The organism is Mycolicibacterium thermoresistibile (assembly GCF_900187065.1).
Classification (GTDB): domain Bacteria; phylum Actinomycetota; class Actinomycetes; order Mycobacteriales; family Mycobacteriaceae; genus Mycobacterium; species Mycobacterium thermoresistibile.
In genome coordinates this window covers 3,729,583-3,749,604 of the sequence record NZ_LT906483.1, presented here as the reverse complement: position 1 = coordinate 3,749,604, position 20,022 = coordinate 3,729,583, and the positions used below count along the sequence as shown (strand labels likewise).

Annotated in this window: 23 protein-coding genes; 13 read left to right on the top strand and 10 right to left on the bottom strand. The window is 70.3% G+C overall.

All coding sequences use genetic code 11. The features are described 5' to 3' along the window. Positions 1-37 precede the first annotated feature (37 nt). From CKW28_RS17580 to CKW28_RS17570, 3 genes are read right to left on the bottom strand one after another with little or no spacing between them, the layout of a single operon-like run. A complete protein-coding gene (locus tag CKW28_RS17580) occupies positions 38-250 on the bottom strand; it encodes an exodeoxyribonuclease VII small subunit (protein WP_003923974.1) in 213 nt (70 codons plus the stop codon). Next, complete coding sequence (gene xseA / locus CKW28_RS17575) at positions 247-1,497, bottom strand: exodeoxyribonuclease VII large subunit (RefSeq protein WP_003923973.1); 1,251 nt, start codon at positions 1,495-1,497, stop codon at positions 247-249. Before xseA ends, CKW28_RS17580 begins: the two co-directional genes overlap by 4 nt. Positions 1,498-1,518: 21 nt before the next feature. After that, positions 1,519-2,073, bottom strand: a complete 555-nt coding sequence (locus tag CKW28_RS17570; RefSeq protein WP_040546089.1) for a lipid droplet-associated protein — start codon at positions 2,071-2,073, stop codon at positions 1,519-1,521. Between the two features lie 130 nt (positions 2,074-2,203). Here CKW28_RS17570 and CKW28_RS17565 point away from each other — a divergent pair, with 130 nt between their 5' ends. Beyond that, a complete protein-coding gene (locus tag CKW28_RS17565) occupies positions 2,204-3,208 on the top strand; it encodes a 4-hydroxy-3-methylbut-2-enyl diphosphate reductase (protein WP_003923969.1) in 1,005 nt (334 codons plus the stop codon). Between the two features lie 49 nt (positions 3,209-3,257). Here the strand turns inward: CKW28_RS17565 and CKW28_RS17560 are convergent, their stop codons facing one another. After that, the gene (locus CKW28_RS17560) at positions 3,258-4,544 is read right to left on the bottom strand and encodes a DUF6542 domain-containing protein (protein ID WP_061252254.1); all 1,287 of its coding nucleotides are present in this window, start codon (positions 4,542-4,544) and stop codon (positions 3,258-3,260) included. An 85-nt stretch (positions 4,545-4,629) separates the two neighbouring features. Between CKW28_RS17560 and ychF the strand changes: the two genes are divergently transcribed. Together ychF and CKW28_RS17550 are read left to right on the top strand one after the other, a co-directional pair. Further along, positions 4,630-5,703, top strand: coding sequence for a redox-regulated ATPase YchF (gene ychF / locus CKW28_RS17555; protein ID WP_003924805.1), 1,074 nt, complete (start codon positions 4,630-4,632; stop codon positions 5,701-5,703). A 111-nt stretch (positions 5,704-5,814) separates the two neighbouring features. Beyond that, positions 5,815-7,893 (top strand): adenosylcobalamin-dependent ribonucleoside-diphosphate reductase, encoded by a 2,079-nt coding sequence (locus tag CKW28_RS17550; protein ID WP_003924804.1) that lies wholly within the window; start codon positions 5,815-5,817, stop codon positions 7,891-7,893. Positions 7,894-7,900: 7 nt separating this feature from the next. Here the strand turns inward: CKW28_RS17550 and CKW28_RS17545 are convergent, their stop codons facing one another. Continuing rightward, entirely contained in the window at positions 7,901-8,563 is a 663-nt protein-coding gene (locus CKW28_RS17545; RefSeq protein WP_003924803.1) for a hypothetical protein, read from the bottom strand. A gap of 171 nt (positions 8,564-8,734) precedes the next feature. On the opposite strand from CKW28_RS17545, the gene CKW28_RS17540 reads away from it, so the two are divergent. The 4 genes from CKW28_RS17540 (at position 8,735) to CKW28_RS17525 (ending at position 10,868) form a co-directional block, all read left to right on the top strand. Continuing rightward, positions 8,735-9,166: an Hsp20/alpha crystallin family protein gene (locus CKW28_RS17540; protein WP_165483617.1), complete on the top strand. Its 432-nt coding sequence runs from the start codon at positions 8,735-8,737 to the stop codon at positions 9,164-9,166. 94 nt (positions 9,167-9,260) lie between these two features. Next, positions 9,261-9,596, top strand: a complete 336-nt coding sequence (locus tag CKW28_RS17535) for an ArsR/SmtB family transcription factor (protein ID WP_003924801.1) — start codon at positions 9,261-9,263, stop codon at positions 9,594-9,596. Then, positions 9,593-10,291 (top strand): cation efflux transmembrane domain-containing protein, encoded by a 699-nt coding sequence (locus tag CKW28_RS17530; protein ID WP_003924800.1) that lies wholly within the window; start codon positions 9,593-9,595, stop codon positions 10,289-10,291. The genes CKW28_RS17535 and CKW28_RS17530 overlap by 4 nt, the downstream gene beginning before the upstream one ends. 37 nt (positions 10,292-10,328) lie before the next feature. Further along, complete coding sequence (locus CKW28_RS17525) at positions 10,329-10,868, top strand: GNAT family N-acetyltransferase (protein ID WP_003924799.1); 540 nt, start codon at positions 10,329-10,331, stop codon at positions 10,866-10,868. A 53-nt stretch (positions 10,869-10,921) separates the two neighbouring features. On the opposite strand, the gene CKW28_RS17520 is transcribed toward CKW28_RS17525, so the two are convergent. The 5 genes from CKW28_RS17520 to CKW28_RS17500 all read right to left on the bottom strand — a co-directional run bounded on the left by CKW28_RS17520 (position 10,922) and on the right by CKW28_RS17500 (position 15,062). Next, a complete protein-coding gene (locus CKW28_RS17520; RefSeq protein ID WP_003924798.1) occupies positions 10,922-11,686 on the bottom strand; it encodes a cutinase family protein in 765 nt (254 codons plus the stop codon). Positions 11,687-11,746: 60 nt separating this feature from the next. Then, on the bottom strand, positions 11,747-11,998 hold the full coding sequence (locus CKW28_RS17515) for a hypothetical protein (protein ID WP_003924797.1): 252 nt from the start codon (positions 11,996-11,998) through the stop codon (positions 11,747-11,749). Positions 11,999-12,326: 328 nt separating this feature from the next. Continuing rightward, entirely contained in the window at positions 12,327-13,169 is an 843-nt protein-coding gene (locus CKW28_RS17510) for an adenylate/guanylate cyclase domain-containing protein (RefSeq protein ID WP_003924796.1), read from the bottom strand. After that, complete coding sequence (locus CKW28_RS17505; protein ID WP_003924795.1) at positions 13,166-14,197, bottom strand: YihY/virulence factor BrkB family protein; 1,032 nt, start codon at positions 14,195-14,197, stop codon at positions 13,166-13,168. The genes CKW28_RS17510 and CKW28_RS17505 overlap by 4 nt, the downstream gene beginning before the upstream one ends. A gap of 7 nt (positions 14,198-14,204) precedes the next feature. Next, a complete protein-coding gene (locus CKW28_RS17500; protein ID WP_003924794.1) occupies positions 14,205-15,062 on the bottom strand; it encodes an alpha/beta fold hydrolase in 858 nt (285 codons plus the stop codon). Positions 15,063-15,159: 97 nt separating this feature from the next. Between CKW28_RS17500 and CKW28_RS17495 the strand changes: the two genes are divergently transcribed. The 6 genes from CKW28_RS17495 (at position 15,160) to CKW28_RS17470 (ending at position 19,992) form a co-directional block, all read left to right on the top strand. Continuing rightward, on the top strand, positions 15,160-15,774 hold the full coding sequence (locus CKW28_RS17495) for a TetR/AcrR family transcriptional regulator (protein ID WP_003924793.1): 615 nt from the start codon (positions 15,160-15,162) through the stop codon (positions 15,772-15,774). 57 nt (positions 15,775-15,831) lie between these two features. Then, positions 15,832-16,308: a VOC family protein gene (locus CKW28_RS17490; RefSeq protein WP_003924792.1), complete on the top strand. Its 477-nt coding sequence runs from the start codon at positions 15,832-15,834 to the stop codon at positions 16,306-16,308. A 75-nt stretch (positions 16,309-16,383) separates the two neighbouring features. Next, the gene (locus CKW28_RS17485; protein ID WP_003924791.1) at positions 16,384-17,100 is read left to right on the top strand and encodes an Rv1363c family protein; all 717 of its coding nucleotides are present in this window, start codon (positions 16,384-16,386) and stop codon (positions 17,098-17,100) included. Further along, positions 17,097-17,807 carry a hypothetical protein gene (locus CKW28_RS17480; protein ID WP_003924790.1) on the top strand — a complete coding sequence of 237 codons (711 nt, stop codon included), beginning with the start codon at positions 17,097-17,099 and terminating at the stop codon, positions 17,805-17,807. The genes CKW28_RS17485 and CKW28_RS17480 overlap by 4 nt, the downstream gene beginning before the upstream one ends. A 2-nt stretch (positions 17,808-17,809) precedes the next feature. Beyond that, the gene (locus tag CKW28_RS17475; RefSeq protein WP_040546420.1) at positions 17,810-18,715 is read left to right on the top strand and encodes an alpha/beta fold hydrolase; all 906 of its coding nucleotides are present in this window, start codon (positions 17,810-17,812) and stop codon (positions 18,713-18,715) included. Positions 18,716-18,720: 5 nt separating this feature from the next. Continuing rightward, entirely contained in the window at positions 18,721-19,992 is a 1,272-nt protein-coding gene (locus CKW28_RS17470; protein ID WP_003924788.1) for a WS/DGAT/MGAT family O-acyltransferase, read from the top strand. Positions 19,993-20,022 lie beyond the last annotated feature (30 nt).

Sequence of the window (20,022 nt, the reverse complement as noted above, 5' to 3'; positions counted from 1 at the left end):
TCTAGTTACGAGGTCCGGACGGGAATCTCCTGGTCGCTCAGTCCTCGTCATCCTCCCTGGCGGCCAGGGCCTCGGACACCCGGCGGCGTGCTCCAGCTAAGTGTTCATCGCAGCATTTGGCCAGTTCTTCGCCGCGTTCCCACAATTTCAGCGATTCCTCGAGGTCGAGTCCGCCCTGTTCCAGGCGCTGGACCACCGCGATGAGCTCATCACGGGCCTCTTCGTACCCCATCTCACTAATGGGCTTCATCTGTTCGACTCCTGTTCAGGCGTCTGGGGGTGTTCCGGACCCTCGCTGACCGCGGTCAGGGCGCCGTCGGCCACCCGCACCCGCAGCCGGGTGCCCGCGGGCGCGTCCGCGGTGCTGTGCACCACCGCACCGTCGGCGGTCTGCACGACGGCGTATCCGCGGGCCAGGGTGGCCGCCGGTCCGAGGGTGGCCAGCCGCGCCGACAGGTGCTCGATGCGGTCGGTCTCCGCGGCGAGCAGCCGGTCGATCTCGCGGCGGGCGGCGGCGCGGGCCCGGTCGATCTCCTCGGCCCGGGCGGTCAACGCCTGCAGCGGGTTGGCCAGCACCGGCCGGCCGCGCAGTTGGTGCAGCAGGTGTTCTTCGCGGTGCACCCAGTTCTGCAGGGCGCGGGCGCTGCGCCGGCGCAGCTCGATGATGAGGTTCTGTTCGGCCGCCGCGTCGGGCACGATCCGCTTGGCCGCGTCGGTCGGGGTGGCGGCCCGCAGATCGGCGACCAGATCGCACAGCGGGTTGTCGGGTTCGTGGCCGATCGCGCTGACCACCGGGGTGGTGCACTTGGCGATCTCCCGGCACAGCGTCTCGTCGGAGAACGGCAGCAGATCCTCCACGCTGCCGCCGCCACGCGCGATCACGATGACGTCGACCTCGGGGTGGGCGTCGAGTTCCCGCAGCGCCTCGACCACCTGCGGCACCGTGTTGGGGCCCTGCACCGCGGTGTTGCGGACGGCGAACCGCACCGCCGGCCACCGGCCGGTGGCCACGCTGATCACGTCGTGCTCGGCGGCCGACGCCCGGCCGCAGATGAGCCCGACCATGGTCGGCAGGAACGGCAACGGCCGCTTCAGCCGCGGATCGAACAGACCCTCGGCGTCGAGCAGACGGCGCAACCGTTCGATGCGGGCCAACAACTCACCGATGCCCACCGCGCGGATGTCGTTCACCCGCAGACTGAACGACCCGTTGCGGGTGTAGAACTGCGGTTTGCCGTGCATCACCACCTGGGTGCCCTCGGTCAACTGGACCGGGGCGTCGACCACCAGGTCGCGCGGGCAGCTGACCGACAGCGACATGTCCGCCGCCGGGTCGCGCAACACCATCCACGCGGTGGACTGGCGCACCTTGATCTCGGTGAGCTGCCCCTCCACCCACACCATGCCGAGCCGGTCGATGTACTTGGCGACGCGGGTGGCCACCGCGCGCACCGGCCACGGGTTGTCCGGGGATTTTCCCGGCTCGGGGTCAGTCATGCGCCCGGCACGCTGGGAGGGTCACTTCGCGGATGCGCGGGTGATCCGGTTGGCCAGCAGGGTCTGGAACGGCGCGCGGGCCCTGGTGGCCTCCTCGTAGGCCAGCAGCGCCTCGAGGTCGCCCACCTTCAGCGAGGGCAGCCGGGCGCGCAGTTGTGCCAGCGTCAACGAGTCGTAGCCGAGCTCGGTGGCGATCTCCGGCGGCTCGGCAGGTGCGGCCGGCTCGGCGGCCCCGTTGGCCCCGTTGGCCTGGCGCTCCGGGGCCCCGGTGCTGTACAGCGCGAACCGGCCCGGGCGGCGCCGTTCGCCGTCGTCGTCCGACCCGTCGTCGAGGTCCTCGTCGAAGGTCGCCCATTCCGGCTGCTCCTCGGTCGGCGGGAACAGCTGCTCGAGCGCCTCGTCGCCCTTGATCACCAGTTCGGCGACGTTCTGTTGAACCCGCATCACGATGTGTGCCGCTGTGCTCGCCACCGTCATCGGATACGTGAGGATCGTGTGCGGGAGCTTGCGGGTCTCCTCGAGCGCGGTCACCGCGACCCCGAGCAGCAAGCGAACCCCATACGGTGCGTTTGGCATGTCTTCCACCCTGCCTCAACTGCCGGGCCAACTCCAAGCAACCTTGCCCGATTCGCTGTCGGCCCGAGGCCGGTGGGCGCGGGATGGCGTGGACCCTGGCCGACTGGACCACCCACGTAGGCTGGTAGCCATGGCGTCGACAATCAACATGGGCATTCCGGGTGCCGCCAGCACGGTGGCACGACCGGCCGGCGACCGGCGGGTGCTGCTGGCCGAACCGCGCGGATACTGCGCCGGCGTGGACCGCGCCGTCGAGACGGTCGAACGCGCCCTGGAGAAGCATGGCGCCCCGGTGTACGTGCGCCACGAGATCGTGCACAACCGGCACGTGGTGGAGACGCTGGCCAAGGCGGGCGCGATCTTCGTCGACGAGACCGATGAGGTGCCCGAAGGCGAGATCGTGGTGTTCTCCGCCCACGGTGTCGCGCCGAGCGTGCATGTCAACGCCGCCGAGCGCAATCTCAAGGTCATCGACGCCACCTGCCCGTTGGTCACCAAGGTGCACAACGAGGCCAAACGGTTCGCCCGCGATGACTACGACATCCTGCTGATCGGCCACGAGGGCCATGAAGAGGTGATCGGCACCGCCGGTGAGGCGCCCGATCACGTGCAGATCGTCGACGGCCCGGAGGCGGTCGACAAGGTCACCGTGCGCGACGAGAACAAGGTGATCTGGCTGTCGCAGACCACGCTGTCGGTCGACGAAACCATGGAGATCGTGCAGAAGCTGCGGGAACGGTTCCCCAAGCTGCAGGATCCGCCCAGCGACGACATCTGCTACGCCACCCAGAACCGTCAGGTCGCGGTCAAGGCGATGGCGCCGGAGTGTGAGTTGGTGATCGTGGTCGGTTCGGCCAACTCGTCGAACTCGGTGCGGCTGGTCGAGGTCGCGCTCGGGGCCGGCGCGGACGCCGCGCACCTGGTCGACTATGCCGACGACATCGATCCGCAGTGGCTGGAGGGGGTCACCACGGTCGGTGTCACCTCGGGTGCGTCGGTGCCGGAGATCCTGGTGCGCGGGGTGCTCGAGCGGCTCGCCGAGTACGGCTTCGACACCGTGCAACCGGTCACCACGGCCAACGAGACGCTGGTGTTCGCGCTGCCGCGGGAGATCCGCCCGGCCCGTAGCCAGTGATTTCGGCGTGCTGACGGTCGCTGAGCGACCGTAGACACGCCGAAATCGCTCAGATGTCGTATTCCCAGCTATCGGCCTCCCAGCCGCGGGCATGCCGGGCATGGCGGGGCCGGTTGCGGTACTCGGCGCGTTCCTCGGGATTCTCCGCACTGCGATAACGCACCCGCGACACCGGGTGATGCGTGCCGCGGGCTCCGCTCCTGGTGTGCGGTTCGAGCGGTTCGTAGCCGTCCACACGGCTGCGGCGCGGCCGCGGCGAGCGGGACTCCGGCCGGGAATCGACACCGTCGTAGCCGATCCGGTCCGCGGACGGCTGACGGCGCGGTTCGCGCGGCGGCACCCGGCGGCTGCGCGGTGGAGGTTGGGTGCGGTCGCCGCGGGCCTGGCCGCGCGACCGGCGCCGCGGCTGATCCGGCGGCACCGCAGAGTCGTCCGGCCGGGTGGGCCGACGCCGGCGCGGCGCGTCGGCGAGCGGGTCGACGTAGTCGCCGTCGAGCGCCCGGGTGGGCCGCGACCGCGGCGGCGCGGCTTTGGTGCCGCGGCGGCTGCGGGTGGCCGAACGGGGCTGATCGGCGCTCTCCGCGGCCGGACGGCGCCGCGGCGGGCGGGAACCGTCGCCGGCGCGGGCGGCCGCCTCAGCGCGCGCTGAACCCCGTTTGGCCGCGGTGCGGCGACCGTCGCGGGGGGTGCGCCCGGAACGGCCGGCGGCGGCACGGTCGGTGGCGGCGCGTTTGCGTGGCCGGGCCTTGGCGGTGTCCGCGGCGGCCGCGAGGTCGGCGCCCCCGTCGGCGCGGGCCGGCCGGTGTCCGGTGACCAACGCGGTCAACGTGTTCGTCACCGCCGAGACGAGGTCGGTGACCGCCGACGGCGCGCGTTCGGGATCGGCCGGACCGGCTCGCCGCGCGCTCATGCCGAGGTACCAGCGGACCATCCCGATGACGAGCACCGCCGCCGAGGTGAAGAACATCACCGGGAACCGCTCGATGAGCGGATATCCACAGTTGATGGCCAGATCCTTCAGACCGCGGATCTGGCCGCCGTGGAAGAGGAAGTACGCGCTCGGAACGGCCGCGAACAGCACGATCGGCGGTTGGACGACCGCGGTGAACAGCCCGGCCTGCCGCACCGCCAACACCGCGACCAGGCAGCCCAGCATGTAGGTCCCGGAGAACACCACGCTGAGCTCTTTGCTGCCCGATCCGGCGTCGAACGCGAAGCCGAGCGCGGTGGCGGTCAGCGCGATCAGCGCAGCACCCCACCACGGCACACCCGGGATATCCGGGTGCGCGGAGCGGAGTTCGGCCGGCACCGCCGACCGCGCGCGCTGTCCTGGCACAGCTAGACCGTACCGGCTCGACGGTGGGCTGCGCTGCCAGCACCGCGCGGGCGTGCCGGTCACAGTCTCCTAGACTCTGGTTCCTGTGGGCCTCAACCTGGGAATCGTCGGACTGCCGAATGTCGGTAAGTCGACGCTGTTCAACGCGCTGACGCGCAACAACGTGCTGGCGGCCAACTATCCGTTCGCGACGATCGAGCCGAACGAGGGCGTGGTGCCGCTGCCCGACCCCAGGCTGGAGAAACTCGCCGAGATCTTCGGCTCGGAGAAGATCGTGCCGGCGACGGTCACCTTCGTCGACATCGCCGGCATCGTCAAAGGCGCGTCCGAGGGGGCCGGGCTGGGCAACAAGTTCCTGGCCAACATCCGCGAATGCGACGCGATCTGTCAGGTGGTCCGGGTGTTCAGCGACGACGACGTGGCGCACGTCGACGGCCGCATCGACCCGAAGGCCGACATCGAGGTCATCGAGACCGAGTTGATCCTGGCCGATCTGCAGACGCTGGAGAAGGCGCTGCCGCGGCTGGAGAAGGAGGCCCGCACCCACAAGGACCGGCGCCCCACCTACGAGGCGGCGGTGGCCGCCCAGGAGATCCTCAACAGCGGCAAGACGCTGTTCGCCGCCGGGTTCGACGCCACGCTGCTGCGTGAGCTCAACCTGTTGACGACGAAACCGTTCCTCTACGTGTTCAACTGCGACGAAGAGGTGCTCACCGACGAGGCCCGCAAGGCCGAATTGCGGGAGCTCGTCGCCCCGGCCGACTGTGTGTTCCTCGACGCCAAGATCGAAGCCGAACTGCAGGAGCTCGACGACGAGTCGGCCCGCGAGCTGCTGGAGTCGATCGGGCAGACCGAACGCGGTCTCGACGCCCTGGCCCGCGCCGGGTTCCACACGCTCAAGCTGCAGACCTTCCTGACCGCGGGGCCCAAGGAGGCCCGCGCCTGGACGATACGTCAGGGCACCACCGCGCCGAAGGCCGCCGGGGTGATCCACTCCGACTTCGAGAAGGGCTTCATCAAAGCCGAGGTGGTGTCCTTCGACGACCTGGTCGAGGCCGGGTCGATGGCCGCGGCCAAGGCCGCCGGCAAGGTCCGGATGGAGGGCAAGGACTACGTCATGCAGGACGGCGACGTGGTCGAGTTCCGGTTCAACGTGTAGCCCCCGTGTTGCGCGCGACGAGCAAGGTCAACGCCGAGCGCCCACCCATCGTCGGCAAGTAGGCTCGAGGGGCCCGCAATCGGCCACGGCCCGTCGTAGGAGGACGGTGAAGTGGATTGGCCCACGACAGTTCGCCGGCGGGATGGCCGGACGACACCGTTCGACATCGCCCGCATCGAGAACGCGGTGAGCCGTGCCGCCCGGGAGACCGGCCACACCGATCCCACGATCGCCTCGACCATCGCCCGATCGGTCGCCGACGAGCTGGCCCGCCGCCGGCGCCGCACGCCGCCGACCGTCGAGGAGATCCAGGACGTCGTCGAGGCCCAGCTCAACGCCGCCGGCTACGAGGACATCACCCGCGCCTACATTCTGTACCGCCAGCAGCGCGCCGAAATCCGTTCGGCCAAAAAGCTTCTGGGTGTAACTGACGACCTCAAGCTGAGTGTGGCCGCGGTGACCGTGCTCAGCGAACGGTATCTGCGCCGCGACGAGTTTGGCCGCGTGGTGGAGTCGACCGGCGAGATGATGGATCGCGTCGCCGGCTACGTGGCCGCCGCCGAGGACCGCTATGAGCCCGGATCCTCGCAGCGCTGGACCGAACGGTTCTCGGCACTGCTGCGCGGACTGGGGTTCCTGCCGAACTCACCGACCCTGATGAACGCCGCCACCCCGCTGGGCCTGCTGTCGGGCTGTGTGGTGCTGCCATTGGAGGACTCGCTTCGATCGATCTTCCGGACGCTCGGACACGCCGCGGAGATCCACCAGGCCGGCGGCGGCATCGGCTACACGTTCAGCGATCTGCGTCCCGCCGGCGACATCGTCACGGGAACCGGCGGCAAGGCCAGCGGTCCGCTGTCGGTTCTTCGGCTGTTCGACACCGCCGCAGGCGTCGTGCAGGAGGGTGGCCGCCGGCGCGGCGCCGGCATGGCGGTGCTCGATGTCTCACACCCCGACATCTTCGACTTCGTCACCGCGAAAGCGGATTCCCCCGGCGAGCTGTCCCAGTTCAACCTCTCGGTCGGCGTCACCGATGCGTTCCTGCGGGCGGTGCAACGCGACGGAACCCACCACCTGGTCAATCCGCGCACCGGCGCCACCGTGGCCCGGATACCGGCGGCCGAACTGTTCGATGCGATCTGCGAAGCCGCGCACGCCTGCGGAGATCCCGGCCTGCTGTTCCTCGACACGATCAACCGGGCCAACCCGCTGCCCGACCAGGGCCGGATTCGGGCCACCAACCCGTGCGGGGAAGTCCCGCTGCTGCCGTACGAATCCTGCAATCTCGGCTCGATCAACCTGGCCCGCATGGTGCGCGACGGCAAGGTGGACTGGGACCGGCTCACCGAGGTGGCCACCGTCGCGGTGCGCTTCCTCGACGACGTGATCGACGTCAACGGCTATCCGTTCCCGGAGCTCGAGCAGGCCAGCCGCGCCACCCGCAAGATCGGCCTGGGCATGATGGGCCTGGCGGAACTCCTTGCGGTACTGGGGATTCCCTATGACAGCGACGACGCGGTGCGGCTGGCCGGCCGGGTGGCCCGCCACATCCAACGCGCGGCGCATCAGGCGTCGGTGAAGCTGGCCGAACGCCGCGGATCGTTCCCGCTGATCGCCCGGAGCGTGTTCACGCCGCCGCGGCGCCACGCGCAGCTGACCTCGGTGGCGCCGACCGGCACCATCTCGTTGATCGCCGGCACCACAGCGGGCATCGAGCCGATGTTCGCCATCGCGTTCGTCCGTAACATCGTGGGTCGGCAACTGCTGGAAGTGAATCCGTTCTTCGACCGGCTGGCGCGGGATCGCGGATTCTACAGCGACGAGCTCATCACCGAGATCGCCGAGCGCGGTGGGGTGCGGGGCTGTGAACGGCTGCCCGCCGAGGTGCGCGCGGCGTTCCCGACCGCCACCGAGATCGAGCCGCACTGGCACCTCAGGATGCAGGCCGCGGTGCAGCGCCACGTCGACGCGGCGGTCTCCAAGACCATCAACCTGCCCGCCACCGCCAGTGTCGACGACGTCCGATCCATCTACCTCGCCGCCTGGCGGGCCAAGGTCAAGGGCATCACCGTGTACCGATACGGCAGCAGGGAGGACCAGGTGCTGACCTTCGCCGCGCCCGGACCCACCCTGGCGCGGGCCGACACCGATTTCTCGGGCGGGTGCTTCGCCCGCACCTGCGAATTCTGACGCCCGGTCAGATCTTCTCGGCGGACACCAGAGCCTCTTCGGCCGACGACGGCGCCTCGGCCCGGTGCTTGATACCCAGCAGCAGTCCGCGTGTCAGCAACGCCGCCACCGGCCCGGCGAGCTCGGCGACCAGCACCTGACCGGGACGGCGCAGCGCGGTGCGCGACCGCACCAGCAGTCGGCACTTGTCCGGTCCCCGCGCCAGTACGTGGAACGAGATCACGCTGTCCCACGGCATGTCCGGCGGCGATCCCCGCAGCACCAGGGCCTCACCGTCGAGGACCTGCGCCACCGTCATCACCAGACCCGCCGGCCGGCCCAGCCAGCCCGGTGGGGCGAGCTGGACCCGGTCGCCGGGTTCGAGATGCTGCCATTGCGGATGGATGCGGTCCGCGCTGTCGCGTGCGAGGCCCAGCAGGGCCTGCAGCCCGCCACGGCCGTAGAGACCGCCGCGGTTGTGCCCCATCTGCACCAGCCACGGCCACACCGTCTCGGCGGGCCGGTCGATCCAGACCCCTTCGGTGGTCCGCACCAGCGGAGGTCTGATCAGTTCGTCACCCGGGAGCCGCTGCCGGCATTCGTGCTTGGTGGTTCCCCAGTTGCGGTAGTAGCGGCGCGCCGCATACAGCAGCGCCGCGGTGCCCGCGAAGACGGCGAGAGGTCGGCGCATACGTCCAGCGTCCCGTCCGATCCGACCCGCCGATAGGGCCACTGGTCACACCTTCGGACGACTTTCGGCGGTGCGTCCGGGGCCGGCAGAGGACTTCCGTCCCTACCGAGCCGACCTCAGGAGTGGTCGAATTCGATAGGAGGAGTTGAACTTCGACAGATGAAGGAGATGATCATGACCACTGTTGAACGGCAGCGTGCCAAGTCGCTGTTTCCCGAGATCGCCGATTTCTTCGCAGGCTTCCCGTCCTGGCCTTCGCTGCGGCCGATGTTCGACACCAACCTGATGCGGCTCGAGGACGAGCTCACCGACGACAAATACATGGTCCGCGCCGAGATCCCGGGGGTCGACCCGGACAAGGACATCGAGATCACGGTGCAGGACGGCCGGTTGACCATCCGCGCGGAGCGACAGGAGAAGAAGGAGACCAACGGCCGTTCGGAATTCAACTACGGCTCGTTCGTCCGCACCGTGTCGTTGCCGGCCAGTGCCGATGAGGAGAACATCACCGCCGACTACGACAAGGGCATCCTCACCGTCTCGGTGCCGCTCCGGGAGACCCAGCCGTCGCCCAAGCGCATCGAGGTGAAGGCCGGCACGTAGCCGCGAACGGCGGGAGGGTCCGGCGACGGGGGACCGATCCGACCGCACAGGTACAGCGTTTCATGAATAAAGGAAGCGCTGTACTGTTGTGGGCATGCAGACGGTCACCCACACCGACGCGCTGGCGCGGTTCGGTCACGCGCTGTCGGATGCCACTCGAGCGCGCATCCTGCTCAGCCTGACCAAGGCGCCCGGCTATCCCGCCGAGCTCGCCGACCGGCTCGGTGTCTCACGCCAGGTTCTGTCCAACCATCTGGCTTGCCTGCGCGGATGCGGGCTGGTCGTCGCGGTGCCGGAGGGCCGGCGCACCCGCTACGAACTGGCCGACGCGCGCATCGGGCAGGCGCTCACCGATCTGATGGGCCTGGTGCTGGCCGTCGATCCGGACTGCTGCGTCGGCGCCGACGGGGGGCGTTGCTCGTGCGTGTGACGCCGTCGGGGGCGATCGGGTGGCGGCCGCTGTCCGAGTCGCGCCGCCAGCAGTTGGCGCGGCGCATCCGCGTGCTGGTGGCCGCGACGATCTCCTACAACATCATCGAGGCCGTCGTCGCGATCGGCGAGGGTGCGCGAGTGTCCTCGACGGCGCTGATCGGGTTCGGCCTCGACTCGGCGATCGAGGTGTCGTCGGCCGCGGCGGTCGCCTGGCAGTTCGCCGGGCGCGACCCCGAGGCCCGGGAACGGATCGCCCTGCGCGTCATCGCGTTCTCGTTCTTCGGGCTGGCCACGTTCGTGACGGTCGATGCGGTCCGGGCGCTGCTGGGCATGGGGGAGAGCCGCCCCTCGACGGTCGGCATCGTGGTGGCGGCGCTGAGCCTGCTGATCATGCCGGTGCTGTCCTACGCCCAGCGGCGGGCCGGGCGAGAACTCGGATCGCTATCGGCCGTCGCCGACTCCAAGCAGACCCTGCTGTGCACCTATCTGTCCGCGGTGCTGTTGATCGGTCTGCTGCTCAACAGCCTCTTCGGCTGGTCGTGGGCCGACCCGGTCGCCGGGCTGGCCATCGCCGCGATGGCGGTGCGGGAGGGTATCGAGGCCTGGCGCGGCGACACCTGCTGCGCAGTCCCGGTCGGAACCAGTCGCACCGCAACCGAATCCGGCTGTGGGTGCGGTGACGACCGCGAGTAGGTTCGGCCGGACCGCCTCGACAGGCAGACTGGGCAGGGTGATCGCTGAACACCTGCCGTGCCGGGCCGGCGATGTCGTTGTCCGCCGGCTCGACCACGCCGACGCCGAGGCTTTCGCCGCCGGGACGACGGACACCGCCGTGCGCCAGTACGGGCATCTGCCGTTGCGTGAATACACCCCGCAGACCGTGCGGGACCAGATCGACGGTGTCATCGCCGACGGGCTGGCCGACGGATCGCTGGCCGTGCTCGCCATCGCCGACGCGTCGTCCAACCAATTCCTCGGCAGCATCGTGTTGTTCGACATCCACGACGGCCGCGCCGAGGTGGGTTTCTGGCTCACCCCGCAGGCCCGCGGCCGGGGCGCGGCACGCAACGCCCTGCGGGCCGTCGTCGACCTCGCCGCCCGGTCGGGTCTCACCCGTCTCGACGCCCGCACCCATCCCGCCAACGAGGGGTCACAGGGGGTGCTGCACGGCGCCGGATTCGTCCACACCCGCGGACCGGAAGAACAAGTCGCGCCGTCGGGGGAGTTGGTTCCGGTGCTCACGTTCGAACGGGCGCTCACCGCACGCTGATCCGCCGACGCGCACTCGCTCGCCGCAGCGGCACCAACGCAGAGTCAGTACACCTAGAGGCGGTCAGCCGCGAACGCGGCGCCCTCGGCCGGCATCCCGTTCCACGTGTACGTCACGTGGGCGAAGGTGGGCATGACGTCGGCGACGCCGTTGCAGATGGTGTCGCCCTCCGTGCAGAGCTCGAGCGTCTTGTCCTGGTACACCGATCCGATCGCGATCGGCGGGGCGCCATAGCGCTGCAACAACGCCGACGACGGCTGGGCGAACAGCACCACCGCCGCGACATGGTCGGCGACCTCGCGGGGCATCGGCTCGGGAACATAGGAGCGGAACTCGACCGGCACTTCCTCGGGAACCGCCGCGGCCGTGACGTAGCCCGCCAGCGCCGCGCCCTGCGAATAGCCGCCCAGCACGATCCGGGTGTCCGGACAGTTGGCCGCCGTCGTCTGCACCCGATCGGCGGCGTCGCGGATCCCGTCGACCACGGTGCGGGCGAACTCGATGCCCGCGCCGAAGTTACTGCTGGCGGGGTAGTTCACCGCGTACACCGACAGCGAGCGGTCGCCGATCCGGGGCCGCAACTCGTCGATGAACGCCTGGCCGACGCCGCCCACACCGGGCGGTTCGTCGGTGCCGCGCGCGAAGATCACCTCCACGTCGGGACACGGCTGCGCGGCCGCCGTCGGGCTGCCGACGCCCATGACGGCGCTGACGAAGCCGATGCCGCAGGCCATCGAGCCCGCCAGCACGAACGCACTGATGACGCCGATCAGCCGGAACATGGATCGAGAGCGGTTCGGAAGTTCGGTGACACGCATGTCCACCCACCCCATCGCTTAGCCAACCCGACCCGACGTCCATGCTGGCACAACGAACGGTCAGTCGGCGATCAAATCCTCATTGTCGACGAGGACCAGGTCACCCGCGTCGAGCATGACCGCCCACCGGCAGGCCTTCTCACCGCTCGGCCGGTCGTCGGTGTCGAGGCCGTATCCGACCGTGTCACCGAAGTCCTGCACGACGACTCCGCGCGCCTCGGCGTCGGTGCCGGGATACACCCGCACCCGGGTCTGCACCGTCACACCGGTGCTGCCGGTGTCGCTGGGTCGCTCGCTCGTGAATGCGTTCAACGTTCAACTCCTACTCGCCGTCTACCGGAACTCCCGGCGAAAGCTGTCAGGGATTACCCGTGATTGCTCACTGCCAATCGGTGCCTCGGTGAGAGCTACAGCACGACGGCGACGTCACCGCCGAGTCGGTACCTCGGGCGCTAACGGTAGATGCTCATCGCGACGAAACGAACCCTCAACGCGCCACGCGGTGTTCTCCGCTGGTTGCCGGCACACCCGTCGCTTCGGCGAAACGGACCGCGAATGCCCCGTTGAGCGCCTGATTCGTCGATGTACACACCGCTTGGCGGGACGTCGGGTGAATGATCCACATCATGTGTGACGTCGATCACTCCGGGCGGGGTCGCGGCCGGAAACCAGCCTGGCCGCGTACGGCGAACAACCGGTGTCTGCCCGGGAAACCCTTCAACGACACCTCGCGACCGTCGTCGACATCGAAGCCGGCGACCTCGTCGGACCCGGCGTCCCCGGCGCTGTTGAGCGCATCGCGCACCGCCTGGCTGACCAGAACCTCTCCGCCCTCCGCCGCGCCGGCCACCCGGGCGGCCAACGCCACATTACGGCCGAACAGATCGTCTCCGCGGCGCACCGACCGGCCCAGGTGGATGCCGATCCGGACCCGGATGCGGTCCGGTCGTTTGCGCAAGGCCCGCTGCAACTCCACGCTGCACCGCACCGCCTGCTCCGGCCGGGCGAACGCGACCATGAACCCGTCGCCCTGACTCTTGATCACGTAACCGTCGTGCTTCTTGACGAACCGGCGCACCAGCCGGCTGTGCCGATCGATCAGCCGCACCCACGCCCGATCCCCGATGCGGTTGTTCAGCGCGGTCGACCCCTCGATGTCGGAGAACAGGATGACCACCTTGCCGTTGGCGGCGAGCCGGGCCAGATCCGGGCGCTCCACCTCCGCCCAGTCGGCGAGATCCTCGATCGACGACCGCGCCGCCGCGCCCAGCCCGTCGGTGCGCAGGATGTTGGCGGTCTGCCACACCGTTCTCACCGCCTCCCGCCCGCCGGCCATCAGCGTGGTCCGGGTGTCGAGCCGGCGGCGCAACTCGTCGGCGGCCCGGCGTTCCCGTCGCAGCCTTCCCCACAACACGGCCAGCGCGACGGCCTCGGCCAGCGCGAGACCGGCCAGCGCGACAACCACGATCGCGATCTGGGTCACCGCCCCATCCTGGCCGACCCGTCGCGGGATCGGCGATCCCGGCGCCGCCGCAACCGCCAGGGGTAGCGGTCGTGCGGCCACATCCGTTCGATCTCGGCGTTGAACTCCGCACCCACCAGCACCGCGAACGCGGTGACGTACAGCCACAGCACCACCGCGATCGGCACCGCCAGCTGGGCATACACCGCCTCGTCGCGCACACTGACCGCCAGGTACGCCCGCAGCCCCGCCGACGCCAGCAGCCATAACACCATCGCCAGCACCGCACCGGGCAGATCCCGTCGCCACGGGGTCTGCCACGGAACGCCGAAGTGGTAGAAGCTGACCAGCCCCACCAGGATGGCCAGGATCAGCGCGGGCCAGAACATCGCGTCCAGCATCTGCACGGTGGCGGCGCGCATCGCCGGCGGAGCCAACTCCTGCACCAGTTGCGGCCCGACCACCAGCGGCGGCAGCACCGCCGCGGCGCCGACCAGCCCGCCGGCCGTCAACCCCAACGCGATGAGGCGCCGACGCCAGACCGGCCGGGGCGCCACCCCGTAGGCGATCGTGATGGTCTCCAGATACCGGTTCACCGCGCGCGATCCGGTCCACAGGCTCAACAGCAGGCCTATGGAGACCACACTGCCGCGGCGGCGGGTCAGCACATCCTCGACCATCACGGCGTAGAAGCCGAACGTCTCCTCGGTGAGGAAGGACTGCGGGACGTCGAGCACCAGGCGGCGCAGCCCTTCGGTGCCGTCCGGGCCCAAGGCCTCGGCGATGTAGCCCAGCGACCCGAACACGGCCAGCAGCAGCGCGGGCAGCGAGATCAACGTGAACAGAGCGGCTTCGGCGGCCAGGCCGGGCACCCGGTCGGCGCTCGCCGCGCGCACGGTCCGGTCGGTCAACCGCCAGGCGTGCCGCACCGGCGCGGGGCAGCGGGCGTACAGCGACCGGACCCGACGATCCAGCGCCGACCGTGCCGCGCCGACGGCGCCCCGCGACCGCAGCGTGTGCACGTCGCGGAGCACGGCCGGCGGTTCCACGCCGGACTCAGCGGCTGAGGAACGCCACCACGGCATCGGTGAACGCGTCGTTGTCGTCGCCGGCGGCGGTGTGGCCGGCCGCGGACAGTTCGACGAACTCCGCGGACGGCACCTTCGCCAGGAACTCCTCGACCCCCTCGGCGCTGACCACGTCGGACAATTTGCCACGGACCAGCAGGATCGGGACGGTCAGGCGCAGCGCCGCCCGTTCGAGGACGTCGACGTCGACGAACTGTTCGCCGACGCGCGTGACGAACGCCGGATCCCAATGCCAGTGCCAGCGCCCGTCGCGGTGGCGCAGGTTCTTCTTCAACCCCTCGGGGCTTCGGGGGCGGCGGCGGTGCGGAAGGTACGCCGCCACCGCGTCGGCGGCCTCCTCCAGCGTCTCGAACCCCGCCACGTTGGTCATCATGAAGTCGCGGATCCGGTCGGTGCCGGCCTGTTCGACCCGCGGCACCACGTCGACGAGCACCAGTTCGGTGACCTTGTCGGCGCCGGCCCGATCGGCGACGAGAATGCCGGTCAGCCCACCCATGCTGGCGCCGATCAACGAGACCGGACGCCCGATCTGGTCGACGACCGACAGCGTGTCGGCGCACAGATCGTCCAGCTGATAGTCGGCGGTCGGGGACCGGTCGCTGTCACCGTGACCGCGGCTGTCCAGGGCGACGACGTGCCAGCCCTTGTCGGCGAGGATCTGCCCGGTGTTCTTCCAGGAGAACCGGTTCTGGCCGCCGCCGTGCAGCAGGAGGATCGTCGGCCGATCCTTCGGGCCGGAACCGCGGTTCCACTGATCGGCCACCAGGGTGAGGCCCTGCGCACCCCGGAACCGCACGGTCTGCGGTTTGCTGTGCGTACTGTTCAACGACGTCCTTCCGGATCTGCCCAGGTCACACGTTACCGAGGGGCAGTTTGCGGCGTCCGGGGGGTTCGGCCCCGCACACCACCTACAATTTGCCACCGTGGCAACCGACTCTCCGGCGAGCGAGGATCGCAAGAGGATCATCGACGCCGCCTACCAGTGTCTTTCCGAGCGGCACGTCAACCCGGTGTCGGTGGCCGCGATCCTTGCCCGGGCGGAGTGCTCCAGCCGCGCGTTCTACCGTCACTTCGAGTCCAAGGACGCGTTGTTCCTGGCGATGGTCGAAGAGGAGAGCGCCGCGCTGACGCGACGGCTCGACCGCATCGTCGCCGAACATCCGGGCACCCCGATCGAGCAGCTCCAGGCCTGGGTGGAACAGTTGTTCGCGTTGGTCTACGACCCCGCCCTGCGGGAGCACATGCAGGTGATCGACTCCGACGAAGTGCGTTCCGCCAAGGGTTTCCGCGAGGTGCGGGAACGCGCCCACATCGAGCGGGAGCGCTCGCTGCGGACGATCCTGACCCGCGGCCGCGCCGACGGTTCGATGCCGCTGACCGACCCGGAGTGCGATGCGGTGGCGATCGGGGCGGTGGTCGCGAGGGCATTGCTCGAACAGACGGACCTGACCGACGACGAGTACCGGGTCGGGGTGGAGTGCGTCATGGACTTCGCGTTGCGGGCGATCGGCGCCGACCACACTCCCTACCGGCGATGACTTCCGCGGGGCGCAGCGGTCAAACCTGGTGACGTCCCGACTCGCCAGGAGGACCCCATGCCCGCGATCGCACCCGCCCTCTGGTTCGACGACAACCTCGAGGAGGCGGCCCGGTTCTACACCTCGATCTTCCCGAACTCGTCGATCGAGGGATTCGAGCGGTACACCGACGCCGGCCCGGGCACCCCCGGCGAGGTGGCCTCCGGCACGTTCGTCCTGGACGGCACCAGGTTCGTCGGCATCAACGGCGGGCCGGCGTTCTCGTTCACCGAGGCGGTGTCGTTCATGGTCACCTGCGCCGACCAGGACGAGGTGGACTACTACTGGGACCGCCTGGTCGACGGCGGACAGGAGTCCCAGTGCGGTTGGCTCAAGGACCGGTTCGGTCTGAGCTGGCAGATCGTGCCGCAGCGGTTGTTCGAACTGGTCAACGACCCGGACCCGGCGCGGGCGGCGGCCGCCACCCGGGCGATGCTCGGGATGCGCAAGATCGTCATCGCCGAGCTCGAGGAGGCCGTCACCAACCCCGTCTGACGCCCCTCACGGGCCTTCCGGTCGGCGCGCCAGGTATACACAACCGTAGCCCTGGCATCGCTGCAGAGGAGGCCCATGGCAGAGCCCACGCCCGACCAGGATGACGTCCGCGATCCGGACGCGACCGAGTCGACGTCCGCCGAACTGGCCGCGACCGGTGCGGACGCTGACGGCGAGACGGCCGCGGCTGCCGACACCGACAGCCCCGGACTCGGAACCGAATCCGAGAAGGCCGGCCCCGGGGAGGAGCGCGACACCGAACCCGCGACGAATCCGGAGCACGGCGCCGGGAAGTCGGTGCGCGGCTGGATCACCCCGATCCGGCTGGCCGGCATCATCGGGCTCGTTCTCGTGCTGGCGCTGGGCGGTGCGGTCGGCTGGCTGGGGTACCGGACGTACCAGATGCAGCGCGACGCCGACCTGCGCGCACAGTTCCTCGAAGCCGGCCGACAGGGGGCGTTCGCGTTGACCAACGTCAACTGGGAGCAGGCCGACGCCGACGTGCAGCGCATCCTCGACGCCGCCACCGGCAGCTTCTACGACGACATGCAGCGGCGTGCGCCGTCCTACACCGAACTCGTCAAACAGGCGCAGTCGGTGTCGAAGGGCGACGTCACCGAGGTCGGCTTGGAGTCGTTCTCCGAGAAGCAGGGCACCGTGCTGGCCTCGGTGATCATCGAGTCGTCCAATGTGGGTGTGCCCGAACAGCAGCCGCAGGCCTGGCGGATGCGGTTGATAGTGGACAAGGTCGGTTCCGAGGCGAAGGTTTCCGCGGTGGAGTTTGTGCAATGAGTGACGACGATCGAAAGGTCACGACCGACCCGGACACGCCGGCGACCGCCGACCCGTCAGCGGCCGCGGGCGAGGCCGAACCGACCGAAGCCGCGGAGACGGCACCGCCGGAGACGGCTGAGACTGCGGGGACCGAGCACACCGAGCCCGCCGAGCCCGCCGAGCCCGCCGAGCCCGAAGCGGCGGCCGAGGCGGCCGACACCCCGGCACGGCGCCGCATCCCGTGGGCGAAGATCGCGGTCTTCGGTGTCCTTCCGGTGCTGATCGTGCTGCTGGTGGTCGCCGCGGCGCTGCTGGTCTGGCGGCAGTACACCCTTCAGGCCGTCGAGACCGCGGCCGTCGAATCGGTCGAGGCCGCCAAGGACACCACCATCGCGATGCTGTCCTACGAGCCCGAAACGGTCGAGGAACAACTCGTGGCCGCCCGTGAACGGCTCACCGGCGACTTCAAGACCAGCTACACCCAACTGACCGATGCGGTGGTGATCCCCGGCGCCAAGGAACGTCAGATCTCGGCGACCGCGTCGGTGCCGAGCGCGGCGAGCGTCTCGGCGGATCCGCAGAAGGCCGTGGTGCTGCTGTTCGTCGACCAGACCGTCATCATCGGGGTGGGCGAGGAGATGCCGCAGAACACCAAATCCAGTGTCCGGGTGACCCTGGAGAAGATCGACGGCGAGTGGCTGGTGTCGGAGTTCGAGCCGGTGTGACGATGACGGAACCACGGTGGATCGACGTCCGCACCCCGGGAGCGGACCTGCGCGCGCTGGTGTGGGAGCCCGCTGAGTCCGACAACGCGCCGATCGCGTTGTGTCTGCACGGATTTCCCGACACCGCACACGGCTGGCGCAAGCTGGCTCCGTTGTTGGCCGACGCCGGTTGGCGGGTGGTGGCCCCGTTCAACCGCGGCTACGCCCCGTCGTCACCGGCCCATGACGGCAGCTACCACGTCGGCGCGTTGATGGACGACGCGCTGCGGGTGCTCGACGCGGCCGGTCGCACCGGACGTGACCTGCTCATCGGGCACGACTGGGGAGCGATCGCCGGCGCCGGACTGGCCGCGATGCCCGACAGCCCGTTCACCCGAGCGGTGATCATGTCGGTGCCTCCGGCGGCCTCGTTCCGGCCGCTGGGCCGCGTCGCCGACCCCGCCCGGCTCGCCGCCCGACTGCCCCGTCAGCTGCTGCGCAGCTGGTACATCATGTACTTCCAATTGCCCTGGCTGCCGGACAGATCCAGCAAGTGGGTGGTGCCCGCGCTGTGGCGGCATTGGTCACCGGACTACCCCGCCGACGAGGACATCGAACTGGTGCGGGACGCCATCGGCGCGCCCGAGCGGTGGCGGGCCGCGCTGGGGTACTACCGGGCGACCATCCGCAACACCCGCCCGCCGCACCGCTACGCCGAATTGCATCAGCACTGGCTGTCCGCCCCGCGCATCCCCACCCTGTATCTGCACGGCGCCGACGACGGGTGCGCCACACCGGATTACGCCCGCTGGGTCGAACCGGTGCTGCCGGTCGGCAGCGCGGTGGCGATCCTCGACCGAGCCGGACACTTTCTGCAACTCGACCGCCCCGACGCGGTGGCCGACCACATTCTGCGCTTCGCAGGCTGAACCCGATGGGGATCCGCAGGAGGCTCGCCGCCGTCGACGCGCAGACCTTCTGGATGTCGGCCAAGATCCCCAACGACCAGTTCCTGCTGTACGGGTTCCACGGGGTCCCCGCGGATCTGACCCGCGCCGTCGCCGAGATCCGCGACCGCGCCGACCGGTGCCCGGAGCTGGGGTTGCGCATCCAGGACCGAGGCGGGATCGGCTATCCGGTGTGGGTGCCGCGCGGTGTCGGCGATGACCAGTTCGTCGTGCACCACCTCGCCGCCGACGGTTGGGCCGACTGTCTGACGGCCGTGGCCGCCCTGGCCGACGAGCAACTCGACGCCCGCCGGTGCGCGTGGCGACTGCACGTCTTCGCCCCGGTGGCCGACATCCCGACCGTCGCCGGACCCGTCACCGGTACCGTCGCCGTGCTGCAGATCGCCCACGCCCTCGGCGACGGCGTCCGCTCGTCGGCGCTGGCCGCGCTGCTGTTCGGACGACACACGACCATCCCGACCCCGCCGGCGCCGCCACCCCTGCGCACCGTGCGGCTGCCCTGGCGCGCCGTCCGCGCGGCCCGCTCGCACCGCCGGCTGCAGCGCGACACCTCCGCGGGTCTGGTGGCCCCGCAGGCCGATTCACGGCCGGCGCGGTCCACCAACCGCGGCGCGGTCGGCGCCCGCGCGGTACGCACCCTGATCCGTCGGCGCGATGCGCTGCCCGGGCCGACGGTGACCGTGGCGGTGCTCGCCGCGGTCGCCGACGCGCTGGCCGGACACCTGCGCGACCTGGGGGAGGACCCCGACCATCTCGGCGCCGAGGTGCCGCTGGCCCACACCGGCCCCCGCACGGCCCACAACCACTTCGGCAACGTGGGCGTCGACCTGCATCCGCGGGCGCCGGTCGAGGAGCGGCGACACCGCATCGCCGCCGAACTCGCGGTCCGCCGCCACCGCGCCGCCCACCCGGCGATGCGTGACGCCGCCCGCGCCGCCGCGGTGGTGCCCGCGCCGCTGCTGCGGTGGGGTGTGGCCCAGTTCGACGCCACCGCCAGGTCGGACACCGTCACCGGCAACACCGTGGTCTCCAGCGTCAACCGCGGCGCGGCAGATCTGCGGTTCGGGGCGGCGCCGGTATGCCTGACCGCGGGCTATCCGGGACTGTCACCGATGATGGGGCTGACCCACGGAGTGCACGGCATCGGCGACACCGTGGCGGTCAGCGTGCACGCCGCCGCCGGGTCGATCGGCGACATCGACGCCTACCTCGCCCGGCTGGACGCGGCCCTGCCCTGACGGACCGCGCCGACGGGGCTTCCACCGGGG

Coding starts and splice junctions, on each gene's coding strand:
- CKW28_RS17580 (WP_003923974.1), bottom strand. CDS start 250: ATGAAGCCCATTAGTGAGATGGGGTACGAAGAGGCCCGTGATGAGCTC.
- xseA (WP_003923973.1), bottom strand. CDS start 1,497: ATGACTGACCCCGAGCCGGGAAAATCCCCGGACAACCCGTGGCCGGTG.
- CKW28_RS17570 (WP_040546089.1), bottom strand. CDS start 2,073: ATGCCAAACGCACCGTATGGGGTTCGCTTGCTGCTCGGGGTCGCGGTG.
- CKW28_RS17565 (WP_003923969.1), top strand. CDS start 2,204: ATGGCGTCGACAATCAACATGGGCATTCCGGGTGCCGCCAGCACGGTG.
- CKW28_RS17545 (WP_003924803.1), bottom strand. CDS start 8,563: ATGCGCCGACCTCTCGCCGTCTTCGCGGGCACCGCGGCGCTGCTGTAT.
- CKW28_RS17535 (WP_003924801.1), top strand. CDS start 9,261: ATGCAGACGGTCACCCACACCGACGCGCTGGCGCGGTTCGGTCACGCG.
- CKW28_RS17520 (WP_003924798.1), bottom strand. CDS start 11,686: ATGCGTGTCACCGAACTTCCGAACCGCTCTCGATCCATGTTCCGGCTG.
- CKW28_RS17490 (WP_003924792.1), top strand. CDS start 15,832: ATGCCCGCGATCGCACCCGCCCTCTGGTTCGACGACAACCTCGAGGAG.
- CKW28_RS17485 (WP_003924791.1), top strand. CDS start 16,384: ATGGCAGAGCCCACGCCCGACCAGGATGACGTCCGCGATCCGGACGCG.
- CKW28_RS17480 (WP_003924790.1), top strand. CDS start 17,097: ATGAGTGACGACGATCGAAAGGTCACGACCGACCCGGACACGCCGGCG.
- CKW28_RS17475 (WP_040546420.1), top strand. CDS start 17,810: ATGACGGAACCACGGTGGATCGACGTCCGCACCCCGGGAGCGGACCTG.
- CKW28_RS17470 (WP_003924788.1), top strand. CDS start 18,721: ATGGGGATCCGCAGGAGGCTCGCCGCCGTCGACGCGCAGACCTTCTGG.